General features: G+C 71.6%; 13 protein-coding genes. 9 read left to right on the top strand and 4 right to left on the bottom strand.

From position 1 onward, the window contains the following. Positions 1 to 347: 347 nt before the first annotated feature. Positions 348 to 3,971 carry a tetratricopeptide repeat protein gene (locus AC08OJ_RS01215; protein ID WP_476591563.1) on the top strand — a complete coding sequence of 1,208 codons (3,624 nt, stop codon included), beginning with the start codon at positions 348 to 350 and terminating at the stop codon, positions 3,969 to 3,971. A 104-nt stretch (positions 3,972 to 4,075) separates the two neighbouring features. On the opposite strand, the gene AC08OJ_RS01210 is transcribed toward AC08OJ_RS01215, so the two are convergent. Together AC08OJ_RS01210 and AC08OJ_RS01205 are read right to left on the bottom strand one after the other, a co-directional pair. Next, positions 4,076 to 4,777 carry a Crp/Fnr family transcriptional regulator gene (locus AC08OJ_RS01210; RefSeq protein ID WP_476594866.1) on the bottom strand — a complete coding sequence of 234 codons (702 nt, stop codon included), beginning with the start codon at positions 4,775 to 4,777 and terminating at the stop codon, positions 4,076 to 4,078. A gap of 105 nt (positions 4,778 to 4,882) precedes the next feature. Continuing rightward, on the bottom strand, positions 4,883 to 5,119 hold the full coding sequence (locus AC08OJ_RS01205) for a hypothetical protein (protein WP_023840719.1): 237 nt from the start codon (positions 5,117 to 5,119) through the stop codon (positions 4,883 to 4,885). 144 nt (positions 5,120 to 5,263) lie between these two features. On the opposite strand from AC08OJ_RS01205, the gene nth reads away from it, so the two are divergent. From nth to AC08OJ_RS01185, 4 genes are read left to right on the top strand one after another with little or no spacing between them, the layout of a single operon-like run. Then, positions 5,264 to 5,998 carry an endonuclease III gene (gene nth / locus AC08OJ_RS01200; protein WP_476591551.1) on the top strand — a complete coding sequence of 245 codons (735 nt, stop codon included), beginning with the start codon at positions 5,264 to 5,266 and terminating at the stop codon, positions 5,996 to 5,998. Then, positions 5,995 to 6,825 carry an NUDIX hydrolase gene (locus tag AC08OJ_RS01195; RefSeq protein WP_476594865.1) on the top strand — a complete coding sequence of 277 codons (831 nt, stop codon included), beginning with the start codon at positions 5,995 to 5,997 and terminating at the stop codon, positions 6,823 to 6,825. Before nth ends, AC08OJ_RS01195 begins: the two co-directional genes overlap by 4 nt. After that, a complete protein-coding gene (locus AC08OJ_RS01190) occupies positions 6,825 to 7,376 on the top strand; it encodes a hypothetical protein (RefSeq protein ID WP_476591553.1) in 552 nt (183 codons plus the stop codon). The genes AC08OJ_RS01195 and AC08OJ_RS01190 overlap by 1 nt, the downstream gene beginning before the upstream one ends. An 18-nt stretch (positions 7,377 to 7,394) precedes the next feature. After that, positions 7,395 to 8,579, top strand: coding sequence for a MarP family serine protease (locus AC08OJ_RS01185; RefSeq protein ID WP_476594864.1), 1,185 nt, complete (start codon positions 7,395 to 7,397; stop codon positions 8,577 to 8,579). A 35-nt stretch (positions 8,580 to 8,614) separates the two neighbouring features. On the opposite strand, the gene AC08OJ_RS01180 is transcribed toward AC08OJ_RS01185, so the two are convergent. Then, the gene (locus AC08OJ_RS01180; RefSeq protein ID WP_476594877.1) at positions 8,615 to 9,529 is read right to left on the bottom strand and encodes an alpha/beta fold hydrolase; all 915 of its coding nucleotides are present in this window, start codon (positions 9,527 to 9,529) and stop codon (positions 8,615 to 8,617) included. Between the two features lie 176 nt (positions 9,530 to 9,705). Next, positions 9,706 to 10,203 carry a phage holin family protein gene (locus AC08OJ_RS01175; RefSeq protein WP_476594863.1) on the bottom strand — a complete coding sequence of 166 codons (498 nt, stop codon included), beginning with the start codon at positions 10,201 to 10,203 and terminating at the stop codon, positions 9,706 to 9,708. Between the two features lie 374 nt (positions 10,204 to 10,577). On the opposite strand from AC08OJ_RS01175, the gene AC08OJ_RS01170 reads away from it, so the two are divergent. The 4 genes from AC08OJ_RS01170 to AC08OJ_RS01155 form a co-directional block, all read left to right on the top strand. Beyond that, entirely contained in the window at positions 10,578 to 11,591 is a 1,014-nt protein-coding gene (locus AC08OJ_RS01170) for a hypothetical protein (RefSeq protein WP_476591556.1), read from the top strand. 288 nt (positions 11,592 to 11,879) lie between these two features. Continuing rightward, positions 11,880 to 13,088, top strand: a complete 1,209-nt coding sequence (ssd, locus tag AC08OJ_RS01165) for a septum site-determining protein Ssd (protein WP_476591557.1) — start codon at positions 11,880 to 11,882, stop codon at positions 13,086 to 13,088. Beyond that, entirely contained in the window at positions 13,085 to 14,353 is a 1,269-nt protein-coding gene (locus AC08OJ_RS01160; RefSeq protein ID WP_476594862.1) for a TadA family conjugal transfer-associated ATPase, read from the top strand. Before ssd ends, AC08OJ_RS01160 begins: the two co-directional genes overlap by 4 nt. 65 nt (positions 14,354 to 14,418) lie before the next feature. Continuing rightward, positions 14,419 to 15,093, top strand: a 675-nt coding sequence (locus AC08OJ_RS01155) for a type II secretion system F family protein (RefSeq protein WP_476594861.1), incomplete at its 3' end; no start/stop codon positions are given.

The raw sequence follows: 15,093 nt of genomic DNA, 5'->3' as shown, positions 1-15,093 counted from the left end.
CGGCACGTCCGTGGCAGCGGTAGCCGGACGGCCGCCTCACACCACCGAGAGATATCGGGACACCACCGAGAGATATCGGGACACCACCGAGAGATATCGGGACACCACCGAGAGATATCGGATCGATACCACGCGGCGGTATCGCACCACGCAGCGGTATCGCAGCAGCATCGACGCGGCTGCGGTCGGTCATCCGACAGGACGGGATTCGGGGAAGGAGACCCAGGCCACTAAACTCTGGCACGGAGGGAACCGCCCGTGCGCAGGATGACGATTTCGACCAGCCGGAAACCGGGCGACCGGTCCGGCCCCCCACCCACCGGCCACCCGGACGGGAGGCCCCACCCATAGTGATCACAGCTCCGCACACGGGCCCGCTGCGGTGCCCCCGGTGCAGCTCGGCGGCCGTTCCGGGCGGACGATTCTGCTACCACTGCGGCTTGGAGTTCACCTCGGTCGAGAGTCCCGCGGTAGATGCTTCCGAGCGCCGGGTCGTCACCGTTCTGTTCGGTGATCTGTCCGACTTCACCGCCTGGGCGGAGGATCGCGATCCGGAACGCGTCGGGGAGATGACCGATCGGGTCCTCGCCGCCCTCGCCCACGAGATCGACGAGGTCGGCGGCCGCGTCGACAACCTTACCGGCGACGGCATCATGGCCGTCTTCGGGGCCCCCACCGCCCATGAGGATGACCCTGAACGTGCCGTTCGGGCCGCCGCCGCGATGCAGGAGACCGTTCGTCGGCTGGTGCTCACCTCCACGGGGGGTGACGATGACGGCCGGCTCGGCCTGCGGGTGGGCGTCAACACCGGCGAGGTCCTCGCGGGGGTGCAGGCCGCACTCTCCTACACCGTGATCGGCGATACCGTGAACACCGCAGCCCGGTTGTCGGCCGCGGCCACGATCGGCACCGTCTACGCCGGCCGGGAGACCGCGCTCGCCACCCGGTCCGTGGCCACCTGGCGAGAGCTGCCCGACCTGGTCCTCAAGGGCAAGCGGGAGCCCGTCCCAGCCTATGAGCTGGTGAGCCTGCGCCCGTCGAACGTCGCCCGCCCCGGACTCGCCGACGACGCCATGTTCCTCGGCCGGGACGCCGAGCTCGCCTCGCTGACCGATCTGTTCGACCTGGTCGTCACCAACCGGTCACCCGAGGTGGCGCTGATCACCGGGGAGGCCGGGATCGGCAAGACCCGGTTGGCCGTCGAACTCGCCTGTCGGGCGGAGCGGACCCCCCGCGCGACGGTGCTCTGGGGACGGACGGTCCGGCACGGTGACGGCCACGGGCTGGCGCCCCTGGTCGACGTCGTTCGCAACGCGTGCGGGGTGACCGACGGCGACTCCCTCGACCGGGTGGCCGACCGCGTCCGGCGAACTGTGGCGGGGCTGGCGCATCCGCACAGCGGTGCCCGGCTGCCACCCGGCATCGCCGACCGACTGCTGCTGCTGCTCGGCGTTCCGCTCGACCGGCGGTCCGCCGTCGCCACCGCGGCGGCTCCGGGGGATCCGGCGGTCCGGGCCTCGCACATCGCGGAGGCCGAACAGCGGTCCGTCGACGCGACGGTGGACGCGGTCGCCCTGCTCCTCGGCGCGCTCGCGTCCTCCGGGCCCATCCTGGTCATGATCGACGATCTGGAATGGGCGACCAGCCAGCTCAGCGACGCGATGAGCCGGCTGGCCTCGGCGTTGTCCGGACCGGTTCTGCTTGTGCTGCTGGACCGGACGGGTCCACGGCTCGCCGAGCTGCCCCACATCCATCGCATCGCCCTGCAGCCGCTGAGCCTCGAGGCCTCCAGCCGCCTGTTGCAGGATCATCTCGGCGGGGTGCAGCTGGAGCCCCGCGGCCGGGCCGATCTGCTCTCCCGGGTGCATGGCAACCCCTTCTTCCTGGTGGAGCTGCTCAACCTGCTGATCGACCGCGGAATGCTGCACCAGTCGGCCGAGACGACCAATGGGGAGTGGCCGGGCTGGGTCCTCGAGGGCTCCCTGACGGAGGCGACTCTTCCCGCCGGGGTGCAGTCGGTGCTGGCCGCCCGCATCGACGATCTCGACCCGGTGGCCAAGGCGGTGCTGCGCGCGGCGGCGGTGCTCGGCCCGCGGTTTCCAGCCGAGGCGCTGCCGGTGGTCGACGAACGGCCCGCCGAGGAGGTCACCCGCGCGCTGCGGGTACTGACCGAGCGCCAGCTCGCCCGGCCGCCCCGGACGACGGAGACGAGGTGGCGGTTCGTCCATCCCATGGCCCGCGACGCCGGCTACGCCGGGCTGCCCAAGGTCGAGCGGGCCCGCCGGCACGCCACGGCGGCGCGCTGGGGGGTGACGGCGATGGTCGGCAGCTCGCGGGCCGTCTCCACCTTTGTCGCGAACCACGCCCTGCGGGCCTATGACCTGGCCGCATCGATGAACCTTCCCGCCACCGATCCGGCCTGGTCGTCCCGGATGTCCGGGTTCCACGCACATGTCCGGCTGGCGCGCGAGGCGCTGGCCCGAGACAATCATCGGGCCGCCGCCGACCTGCTGGCCAACGCGCGCCGTCTGGGCCGCGGCATCATCGACCCGGATGAGGACAATGCCGCCCGCGTGCTGCACGCTGAGGCCCTGGTCGCGCTGCGCCAACTCGACGAGGCCGAACGCACGCTACGCCCCACGCTACGGGCCAACGCACCCGCCCGACGGGCCGCCGCCTTCTCCGTGCTCGGCGAGCTGCGCCAGAAGCAGGGACGCGCCGAAGAGGCGGCGCAGTGCCTGCTCACCGCCCTGGAATCGGCGCAACAGGCCGGTGACAACCACGCGGAGGCCGCCGCGTTGCGCCGGCTGGGCATGCTCGAATACAACGCTGGCCGCATCGACGCGGCGGAGGAGCGCTACCGCGAGGCCCTCGCGATCGCCCGCCAGGTCGACGACCCCCGCGGGGTCGGTTGGGCGTTGCAGCACCTGGCCTGGAGCGCCACCACCCGGGGGGACTACCCCCGCGCCGAGCGGACGCTGCGCGAGGCGTCCGCGGTGTTCGACCGGCTCGAGGACACCGGCGGCCTCGGCTGGTGCCGGGGCACGGAGGCGCTGGTGCTGCTGTTGTCCGGGCAGCTCACCCGGGCCCGCGAACTCACCCGCGAACTGATCGAGCTGGCCAGTTCCGTGGGCGAGCAGTGGGGGATGGCCGTCTGCCTCACCATCGACGCGATAGCGACCGCCGAGCTGGGCGACATCGCCACCGCCGAGGCCCACGCGGAGCGGGCCGCTGAGCTGTTCGCCAGCATCGGCGACGCGTGGGGAACGATGCTGACCCTGGTCGCCCGTGGGCTGGCGGCCCGTGGCACCGGCGAACCGGCCCGCGGGGCAGAGTACCTGGAACAGGCATGTGCCGAGGCGGCCGCCCGCGGGCACGTCGTCGTCGGCGCGCTGGCCCGGGTGCTGCTCGGGCTGACCTGGCTCGACGCCGGCGAAGTGGACAAGGCCGGACAGGCCGCCGAGATCGCGCAGGCGGACCTCGCGCAGCTGGAGTTGCGCCCGCATGCCCAGCTCGGGGCGAAGGTACTGGTCGCGCAGATCGCCCGGGCTCGCGGGCGGCTCGATGAGGCGACCGAGCTGTTGCGGGAGGCATTGTCGGCAAGCGAACCGGCAACCCTGATGTTCCCCCGCCGGCAGGCATACGCCCATCTCGCCGGCATCCTGTTGGATGCCGGGCAGCCCGCCCAGGCTCTCATCGTGGCCCGGCGCGCGGTCAACGTGGGTGCCGAGGACGTACGCGCCCAGGTGCTCGGTTACCGCGCGCTCGGCACCGCGTTGGTGGCCAACGGCGATCTGGAAGGCGGTCGTGCCGCCTATCTGCGGGCCCTGGCGGCCGCGACCGCCACGGGGGCTGTCAGCGAGGCGCCGCAGACCCGCCGGCTGCTGGGGAACCTGCCGGTCAGCGGGGCCGCCGACGCCGCCGGCGGCGCGACCACCACCCCCGCGGGCGTGGCCGGGACGACCGGATAACCCGCTGGAGCGGTCACCTCCCGTGGCCAGGCCTTGCGCGCGTCGACCGGCGCTCGAGGCCCCGGCGGGACCCCGAGCTTTTCGCCGGTCGCCGGTCGCCGGCCTCAGCGTGCGCGGCGGGACAGGCGTTCGCGATCGAGCAGCACGACCGCGCGGGAGTCCAGGCGCAGCCAGCCCCGGGTGGCGAAGTCGGCGAGCGCCTTATTCACCGTCTCCCGGGATGCGCCCACCAGTTGGGCCAGTTCCTCCTGCGTGAGTCCGTGCTCGACACGGACACCGGCGGCCTCATTGCCGGGCTGTGCCGGCTCTCCGAAGCGTTCCGCCAAGTCGAGGAGGGCTTTCGCCACTCGCCCCGGCACATCCGTGAACACCATGTCAGCAACGTTGTCATTGGTACGCCGCAACCGGCGGGCCAGCACTCGTAGGAGCATCGCGCCCGCCTCCGGGCGTGATCGCAGCCAGGGACGCAACGCGGTATGTTCCAGCGACAGCAGCGATGCATCCGTGACTGCCGTAGCGGTAGCCGTGCGGGGGCCGGGGTCGAACAACGACAGCTCTCCGAACAGGTCTCCGGGACCCATCACGGACAGCAGGTTCTCCCGGCCGTCGGCCGACTGACGTCCTATCTTCACCTTTCCGGACAGGACGACGAAGACCCGGTCCCCGACATCTCCTTCACGGAACAGCACGTCCCCACGGGTGACATCCTGCCGATCAAGATGGTCAGAGAGGGCCATTCGGTCCTGCTCGGACAGCCCTGCGAACAGTGGTACGCGGGCAAGCAGATCCTCCACGGTCCTGAGCATGCCAGGACTATCGGCAGAGAGCACGGCCAGGGACCCCCAGATGGCTCCGACAAGCCGATCGACAGGACCCGACAGGCCCGATCGGCCCGGCCTAGCCCCGCGCGGTCAGGCGGCTCGATGCTTGCCCGGCGGCGGTCGGCGCAGACGCCGCCGGTAGCGCTCCAACGCGGCGGGGAGGCCCTGATTGACGAAAGTGCTGACCTCGTCCGGCCGGGCGTTGTCGAGGAAGCCCTCGAGGCCCTTACCGGTGTCGGCGGCATTCAACGGACGTTCCACCCGTTCCATCGCCAGCAGAAGGCCGAGAAGCAGCAGGGGAAAGGTGACCGCGGCAATGACAAACATGACCTCTCCATGGTGGCCGACCGGCGACCATCGCATGCGACCGGGGGTGGGTGTGTCGCGCATCGGCCACCTGGCCGGAGCCCGTTCGGACCACCCGGCAGCGGTGCCGGACGGGCGGATCGACCGGCAGATACGCTGCCAGACATGCCCGCAACCGTCGACGCCGCGGCGGAGACCCCGCTCGCGAAGACCCGGCGGGCTCGCCGGATAGTGCGTCTGCTGGGCAATATCCATCCCGACGCCCACATCGCGTTACACTTCGACAACGCTCTCGAACTGCTGGTCGCCACCGTCTTGTCGGCCCAGTGCACGGACAAGAAGGTCAACGAGGTCACTCCTGGAGTGTTCGCCCGTTATCGGACCGCAGCCGACTATGCGGGCGCGGACCGCGCCGAACTCGAGGACATGCTGCGACAGACCGGGTTCTTCCGCGCCAAGGCGAACTCGCTGATCGGCATCGGCGCGGCCCTGACCGAACGCTTCGACGGTGAGGTTCCACGGTCGCTGGCGGCCCTGGTGACCTTGCCGGGCGTCGGTCGCAAGACGGCGAACGTCGTGCTGGGGCATGCGTTCGACCTGCCCGGAATCACCGTCGACACTCACGTCGGGCGGCTGTCCCGCCGCTTTGGGCTGACCACTCAGACCGACCCCGTCAAGGTCGAGTCGGACCTGGCGGCGCTCATCGAACAGCGGGACTGGACCATCGCCTCCGATCGCATGATCTTTCATGGGCGACGGATCTGTCACTCGCGCCGCCCGGCCTGCGGCGCCTGCGGGCTGGCCCGGCTGTGCCCGTCCTTCGGGCTCGGCCCCACTGAGCCTGCCGAGGCGGCCCGGCTGGTCCGGGGAACACGCAACGACGTCGAAACCCTGCGATGAACGAGATGCCAGCCAACGCCGACGGGGCCACCATCCCCCCGCCCCCGGCCTGGCTGCGCACTCTGGCGGAGAAGGCCGGGCAGGCCCTCGTGACCAGCCGGACCCATCCGGGTCATGCGGGCGCGGATGCTCGACCGGCCGCCGTACTCATCCTGTTCGGCGATGATGGCCCGGAGGGGCCGGACATCCTCCTGCTCGAACGGGCGGCCGAGCTGCGCAGCCATGCCAACCAGCCCGCGTTCCCCGGTGGCGCCACCGACGCGACGGACGAGTCGCGGGTGCACACGGCGCTGCGCGAAGCCGAGGAAGAGGTAGGGCTCGATCCCGCGGGGGTCGAGGTGCTCACCGTCGCCTCCCCGCTCTACCTGCACGCCAGTCGTTATCTCGTGACCCCGGTGATCGGCTGGTGGCGTATTCCGTGCGCGGTCGTGCCCGTCGATCCCGCCGAGACCTCGTCGGTCGCCCGGGTGCCACTCGCGGAGCTGGCCGACCCGGCCAACCGGGTCATGCTGCGCCACCGCACCGGCCTCGCCGGACCCGCCTTTCGGGTCCGCAGCATGCTGGTGTGGGGCTTCACCGCGGGCATCCTCGATGTTCTTCTCCGTCTCGGCGGGTGGGAACAGCCGTGGGACGACACCGAGCTCATCGACTACCCAGTCGCGCGGGCCACGACCAGCGGGACCCCGGTCATGCCCGCGCAGACGTCCCGCCCGCCGACACCGTCCCCTGCACCGCTACAGTCCGGTCCACTGGACAAGTCCCCGCCACTGGACAAGTCCAGCCCGCCGACGGCACCGGCATCGCCCTGCGACGAGAGGCACAGCTGATGACCAGCACCGCGGACCGTGACCATGCGGGACCGCGACCGTCCATCCACTCCCCCCGGCAGGGGCGGTCACGACGGCCGGGTGGTATCCAGCGCCCGCCCGCTCGGGTGGCCTGGATGGACCGGGCGGGCTGGACCGGACGGACACCCCGGCTGGGCCGGCTCACGGTAGCCCTCGGGCTGGCGCTCGGTCTGTTCCTGGGCGCCGCGGGCTGCGGCGGCTCGGGCAAGGACGGCGCGTCGACGGGGCCCTCCCTCACCCCCACCGAGGGAGCGGGCGGCCTGCAGATCTTCGCCGTCACGGGCCTGCCAAACCTGCACTTCTCCGCGATGGAACTGGTGGCCAGGCCGGGGCGGATCCGCGTCGACTTCTCGGTCACGCCGCAGTCCCCGCCGCACAACTTCGTCATTCCGCGGATTCCCGAGGCACACACGCGCATCGTCTCCGCGGGAGAGTCACAGAGCATCACCTTCTCCGTGACGGAACCGGGTAGCTACCCGGTGGTCTGCACTCTGCATCCCAACATGACAGCCACACTGAAGATCTCCTGAGTCGAACCGACGCCCGTCGTGCTCAACGTCCTGGACATCGTTCTTCTCCTGCTCGCCGTGCTCTTCGCGATCTCCGGGTACCGGCAGGGCTTCCTGGTGGGCGCGCTGTCGTTCGTCGGCTTCCTCGGCGGCGGTGTGCTCGGTGCCAAGGTCGCGAAGCCCTTCGCCGAACTGATCGGTCAGGAGAGCCACGGCGCCATGGTCGGTCTCCTGACCGTGCTCGGTCTCGCCCTGGTCGGGCAGGTCGCGGGCACCGCGGTCGGGGTCGCCATCCGGGACCGGGTGACCTGGCGCCCCGGCAGGGCCGTCGATGCCGCCGCGGGTGCGGTGCTCTCCGGCTTATCGGTGGTTCTTGTCGCCTGGCTGCTGGCGACGGCCGTCGATCGGTCGCCCTTCGAGTCCCTCGCTCGCTCTGTCCGGGAATCGCGGATCCTCGCCACCGTGGACGCCGGGATGCCCAACGAGGTCCGCAGTGCATTCGCCGACCTGCGCCAACTGGCTGACAACAACGGCTTCCCCGAGGTCTTCGCCGGGCTCGACGGCGGGCGCATCGTCGCCGCCGATCCGCCCGATCCCGCTTCCACCCAGACTGCCGGGGTCCGCAACGCGGCGGCGAGCATCGTGAAGATCCGTGGCGTCGCCAGGTCCTGCGACAAGCGGGTCGAGGGATCCGGGTTCGTCATCGCCCCGCAACGCGTCATGACCAACGCGCACGTCGTAGCCGGGGTGCACCGTCCGATGATCGTGCTGGCCTCGCGCACCCTGCCGGCCGAGGTCGTCCTGTTCGACCCCGACCGGGACGTCGCCGTGCTCCGCGTGCCGGACCTGCAACGGCCGCCGCTGCGGTTCCGGATAAACCCACCGGCCGCGGCCGAAGATGCCGCAGTGATTGCCGGTTATCCCCAGGACGGGCCCTACACCACTGTGGCGGCGCGCGTCCGCAACCATCAGACCGCCCAGGCCCCGGACATCTACTCGCACGGCCTCGTCCTGCGCGACATCTACGCGGTCCGCGGACGGGTGCTGCCGGGAAACTCCGGTGGACCCCTGTTGTCCGAAAGCGGGGACGTCCTGGGTGTCGTGTTCGCCGCGGCCGTCAACGACAGCGACACCGGTTACGTCCTGAGCGCCGCCGAAGTGGCCAGGCCTGCCGCCGCCGGGGTGATCGCCACGGCGGAGGTGAGCACGCAGGGGTGCAACTGACCGCCGGTACTCCCGCACCGACGGCCGGGCGACGCTCAGGGACGAAGCCAGCCGAGCAGTTCGGCGTTGACGAGGTCGGGGGCCTCCTCATGCGGGAAGTGCCCGATCTCACCGAGCAGGCGCCAGGTGTAGGGACCGCTGACGTAGCGCCCGGCGCCCTGGGCGGTGGACGGCAGGAAACAACGGTCCATTTCCCCGTGTATCTGCAGGGTCTCCATCCGCAGCGACCGACGGAGGACACTACCGAAACGCGCCCCATCGGGCCGGAACAACGACCGGAAGATCCACCGATGGTACTCCAGGGAGCTGTGCGCCACCCCGGGAATGCGCATTGCCGATCGATATCGCCGCTCGGCCTCGGCATCCGGATACCCCGGTCCTCCCCAGCCGCGTAGCAGCGTTGCGACGTGGGCGGCGTCCTCGGCCACCAGGACCCGTTCGGGCCGCCATGGCAGCTGAAAACCGAGCATGTACCGGCTGGCGGCACCCTGACCACGGGGATCCGCCGCGATCTGGTGCCGCAGCCGCAGCGGATGAGGCATGGCCAGGATCGCGAGCCGACGCACCACCATCGGGTGACGAACCGCGGTGGTCCAGCCAAGCAGCCCACCCCAGTCGTGGCCCACGACCGCGGCGTCCGGTTCCCCCAATGCCCTGACCAGACCGGCCACGTCATCGGAGAGAGTGAAGGCGTCATAGCCCCGAGGCGGCTTGTCACTCGCTCCATAGCCGCGCAGGTCCGGCGCGACGACGCGGTAGCCCGCCGCCGCCAGCGCGGTGAGTTGGTGACGCCAGGCCCACCAGAACTGCGGGAAGCCGTGCAGCAGCAGGACGAGCGGGCCACTCCCCAACTCCGCCACGTGCAGCCGGGTACCGTTGGCAGACACGTCACGATGCCGCCACGGCCCGTCGACCAGGACAGTGGCGGGCTCGGGAACGGTGTCCTCCATCGCCTGCCAGGATGGCAGACCAGCCATCGGCCCCGGACCGGCGGTGCTCGTGACGGGCCGGTCGTGGGGTCCGCAGTCGGCCCTCGAACGTCCGCCGCCGGCTCCGTCGCCAGACCCTCTGCCGACCGCCGGCAGGCTTGGGTACCGGCGGACACCGCGCACCCAGCGCGGGGGTGTCAGTGCCCGCGCTGGCCCGGGTGGGCGGCCGCATCCGCCGACCCGACCGCGTCTCCCGGTCCGACCGGGCCCGCCGACCCGACTGGGGCGGTCGTGGGATTACGTAGCCAGGTGATGTCGTCGCGCACGGTCTGGATGGTCCGCTCGGGCGGGGAGAGCTTGCGGAACCGCGCCATCGCGAACAGGGCCAGCAGCCCCGCAACGACGAGGTAGAGACCGGCCGTCAGCAGATAGGACCAGAAACGCTCGATGCCGGCCCAGGTGAACAGCTCCCCCAGAAAGATCGTGACGGCGATCAGAGCGCAGAACCCGAGGCCGGCCGCCACCGCCAGAAAACCGATTCCGAGCACAGCTGACACCGCCTGCTGGGCGAGCTCGGCCTTGGCCAGGTTGATCTCCTGACGAATCAGCAACGAGACATCGCGAGTGGCCAGGGCCACCAGCTCACCCAGCGTCGGCTCACGGCCGTCCCGAGCCTTCCCGGCTGCGATCGACACTTCTGGTCCTCCCTCTGGCGGCGACCCGCCCGTGCTGGACGGCGGGACAGTTCGCGCTACCACCCTGATCCGACCTGCGCCCTGATCCGACAGGGTCCGAACCGGCGGTGGACCGGGAAGCCCCACCGGAGGCCATCCGCCCTGGGCCCCTCCGGCCCATACCGTCAACACCCTCCCGGCAACACCCTCTCGGCCGACCGTCCCCCGTCGTGACGCGGTCCGCCGCCCCGGTCCCTCTACGCAGTCTCCCCCGCGCGGAGCCGCCCGGAGGCCCAACGACGCGGCTCAGACCTGTGACTCCTCCTACGGGTCTCACCGTCTTCCCGCTTGGCCCGCACGGCCCGGGTGGTCCGACCCCGCGTGGCCCAGCCCGCATGGCACGAACGGGTAGCGTGCGAGCTGTGAGTCTCCGCCCGTCTGGAACAGTCCTCGCCGCCGATCCACTCGCCCGTGTTGCCGCTCTGCCCGGAGTGCGCGAAGCGGCGGACAGCGCCCGATCCGCGGTGGACACGCTCCTGCGCCACCGCGTTCTGCGCCGCCAGAGCGCCGAGGTGACCGCGGAGGCATCGTTGCGGGCCGCCCGCGCCTGCGCCGCCCTCGAGGGATACGAGATCAGCCTGGACGAACTGCGGGCGCACCTGGCCCGACCCGGGCCCGAAGGTGTGCTCCCCGGTCTGGAGAAGACGGACGCGTCGGAGGCCGGAGCGGTCACCGACCGCGGTACACGGAACGACGCCGCCATGGCCGGATCCGGCCATCCGTTCCCTGTCGTCCTCGGCACGGTTCGGCTCTACGCCGAGCTGGGCATCCTGGTTCCGGCCTGGGAGCAGGCACCGCGACAGGCCCTGGCCCGCATGCACGTGTTGCTGGGCCGGGGTTTCGTCCCGGACGACGAGCTCGGTCGTCCGCGGGCCGATGCCGGCACCCGGGAGATCCTCGACCCGTTGCGGTTGGGCCCGCCTCCCCACTCGGTGGAGACCTCGGTCCGGCTGGATGGCCTGACCGGACTCCTCGTCGCGCCCACGAGCGCGCCGGCGATCGTGGTGGCCGCCGTGGTGCACGGGGAACTGCTGGCCCTGCGACCGTTCGGCGCCCTCGACGGGGTCATCGCCCGGGCCGCCACCCGCCTGGTCCTGATCGGCCGGGGCCTCGATCCCAAGGCGCTCACGGCGACCGACGTGGGGCATCTCGAGCTGGGGCAGAACCCGGCGAGCATCCTGCGGGTGGACCGCACCGGGGACGTCATCGCCGGGTACCGCGAGGCCGCCGCAGCCTATGTCGGTGGCGGCGCCGACGGCGTGGCCATCTGGGTACGGCACTGCGCGAAGGCCCTGGAACTCGCCGCACGGGAGTCCCTCGCCGTCTGCGAGGCGCTCGCCCGGACCTGATCCACACTTACGGCGCGATTGACGCACCTGACGGATCCGCTGCACGGATGGACCACAACGAACCTGCCCGTATGAACCACTCGGTACGGACCCCTGCGTGGGCCGCCGCCCCTCCTGCCACGTAGGCGGCAGCCACGCGTTCCCGGTCTGCGGTCTCGGCAGGGTCTCGGCCGGTCGAAACTTCCATCAGAAGATCTTCAGGCCCTGTGGAGGGCGGTCATCCACAGGGCCTGTCGCGGCGCATGGTGAGACCACGTCTTCCCCGACCCCGATGGGAACGAGGCCGCCATGTCCCCTGCGCCGCCCCTGCTGACCGCCGCGGAGAACCACGGTCCGGTCGTACGCCCGCTCATCGTCACCGCCATTCCGGACCTGCTTGACGATCTGTTGCGGCTTGCGGCGGCCGCCGGTGTATCGATGACGGTCGCCGCCGAGATGAGCGCGGTGCGCCGCAACTGGACGTCGGCCCCCCTGATCATCGTCGGAATGGACGAGATCGAGCCGTGCATCGCGGCCGCGCTGCCCGATCGACGGCATGTCGTCCTGGTCGGAGGACACGTCGACGACGGCCGGGTGTGGGACGCCTCCGTGCGCATTGGCGCCGATCACGTGGTCTTCCTTCCCGAAGCCGAGCCCTGGCTCGTCGACCTCCTCAGCGATCTCGACGGGCTCGATCGGCATCATTCGGTGACGCTGGGCATCATCGGCTGCCGCGGCGGGACGGGAGCCTCCACCTTGGCCGTCTCGCTAGCCCTGGCCGGGCTGAGGCACGACCTGCGCACGATGCTGATCGACGCGGATCCGCACGGTGGTGGGCTCGCCCCCGCCTTCGCCCGCCTCGTGCCGTCCATGTCCGGTGCCTTCCCTGGCGGGGAGACCTCCAGCCTGGCGTCGCTGTTTCCCGCGCGCCACGACCAGCACGACCAGATGGACGGGAACGGCCCGGTCGGGCCGATCGCCTGGTCCGGCCTGCTGCCCCGCCGGAGTGACCTCTCCGTGGTGTCCTGGGATCCCGCTGTCAGCCCAGCCGTTCCCCCGGCGACGATCGCCACCCTGCTCGCGACCGCTCGTTGCACGTCCGACCTGGTGATCCTAGATCTCCCCGGCCGAGGGAATCCGGCGGCCACCGCAACCGACGCGGGCACCACCGTGGCCCTGCGGACCTGCCAGACGGTGCTGATCGTCACGCCCGCGGACCTGCCGTCGATCGTGGCGGCCGAACGTGTCTGCTCGGCTGCCATCCGCCAGGCTGCCGATGTGCGCGCCGTCGTCCGGCTGCACCCATCCGACCGCCTCACCCCGGAGGCGATCGCCACGATGCTCGGCGTGCCACTGGCCGGGGTGATCAGCAGCCGACGGCACCGTCCGGTTCCCACTCGCGACCGCTACGGCGGCTCAGCCAGCGGGAACACCATCGATCGCCTCAGCGAGGAACTGCTGACCCGCCTCGGCGTTCTCGGGCCACGGGTGTGGCCCGATCCGGAGGCCTGGTCATGACCGGGCTCGGCGAGCGACGCAGGTCCCCATTCCCCGCCACAGGTCACGCGGCCGCACCGGCTGCCCGAGCGGCCGCGAGGCCCGCGGTCTCCACACGATCTTCACCGCCGTTCGCAATCCCGCCGGAACCGCTCGAACCACCGGAACCACCGAAACCACCGGAACCGACGACCGTACCCGCGGAGCCGCTCGGAGCCGGCCCGCTGGATCCCCTCCTCGCTGATCCACACGTCACCGATGTCCTGGTCAACGGGCCCGGCGAGGTCTGGGTGGAACGCCGGGGCCGGCTCATCCGTACCTCGGTCGCTTTCGCGGACGAGGAAGCGGTGCGGCGCCTGGCCGTTCGTCTCGCCGCGACGGCCGGGCGGCGCCTGGACGCCGCGATGCCCTTCGCCGACGTGCAACTGCGCGACGGAACCCGGTTGCACGCGGTTCTGGCACCGATTGCGGTGCAGGGTACGTGCCTGTCGCTGCGACGGACCCGGCGTCGCCCCTTCACCTTCGACGAACTCGTGCTCGCCGGAACAATGAGCCCGGCCGTGGCGGCCGTGCTGCACGCAGTCCTGAGCGCCCGACTTGCGATCGTGGTGACCGGGGGAACCGGCTCGGGCAAGAGCACGCTGCTTGCCGCGCTACTGGGAGCGGTGCGCCCCGACGAACGGATCGTGCTAGTGGAGGACACCGCCGAGCTCGTCATGGACCGTCCGGGGATGGTGCGACTCGAGGCCCGCTCGCCGAACATCGAGGGCGCTGGCGAGGTGACCCAGCGCGATCTGGTCCGCCAGGCGCTGCGCATGCGCCCGGACCGGCTGGTGCTCAGCGAGGTCCGCGGCCCCGAGGTGCTCGATCTCCTCGTCGCCCTCAACACCGGTCACGAGGGCGGGTTGAGCACCGTGCACGCCAACGACACCAGTGCGCTGCCCACCCGTCTGGAGGCTCTCGCCGCCCTCGCCGGGCTGTCCCGCCCAGCGGTCCACAGCCAGATCGCGGCAGCGCTCCACACCGCCGTTCATCTTCGCCGGGAGGCCGACGGCCGCCGCCGGGTCTGCGCGATCGGGGTGTTCCGCCAGGCGGGCAGCGGACTGGTTCAGGTCGTGCCGGCCCTGGTCGTTTCTGCCTCACCTTCCCGGAACGGGCTAGTCATGCGCGCCTGCGACCCGACGCCGGCGGAGGGCCTGCCGATCCTGCGCGACCTGCTGGACGTGCGCGGTGTCTCGCTTCCAGCCCTGGTCGACGCCGGGTCGCAGGTGCGGAGGCGAGCATGACCGTACTCGAGCGCGTGGGGACCGTCCCGGCAACCGTCGCAGTCACCCGGCCGAGGACCGGAACCGTGATCGGTTCGGGAATCGGCCTGGTCCTCGGTGCCGTCCTGCTCACGCTAGCCGCCGGACCGGTGGCGGCGGGCGTCGTGGCCGTGCTGCTCTGCTGTCTCGCCCGGGCGCGACGGCGGTCACGGGAGCGGCGTAGGCAGGTGGCGGTCCGCCAGTCCGCCGAAGACCTCCTCGCCGCGTTCGCGGCCGAGCTCGACGCCGGCGCAACCCAGCTCGAGGCCCTGCGCCGGGCGGCGGGCGGCATCGACGAACTCGTTGCGGCACCGGCGGGACGATCGGCCTGGGTGCCCCTGGACCAGCTCGGTGCCGCGCTCGACCGGACGGAGGAGCCCGGTCCATTGTTGTGCCGCAGTGAGGCGTCATCACTGCGGCAGCTCGGAGTCGCCTACCAGGTCTGCGCGGCCGTCGGCGCAAGGCTGGCTCCCGTCGCGACGATGCTCGCGGCGCCCGCCCGCGCCGACGCGGTGCGGGCGGGCGAGCTGACCTCGGCACTGGCCGGGCCCCGGTCATCCGGACGGCTGGTGGCCTCGCTCCCGCTGGCCGGAATCGTCCTGGGGTCGCTCGCGGGAGCAGCGCCGATCGCGGTGTTGCTGGGCACGCCGGCGGGGATCGGATGCCTGCTCGTGGGCGGGCTCGCCGACCTGGTCGGAGTCCGCTGGCTTCGCCGCTTGGGA

The sequence above is a fragment of the Frankia sp. CgKIO3 genome, from assembly GCF_977946435.1.
Note: the sequence above shows the minus strand (reverse complement) of the source record. Positions and strands in the feature narration are given on the sequence as shown.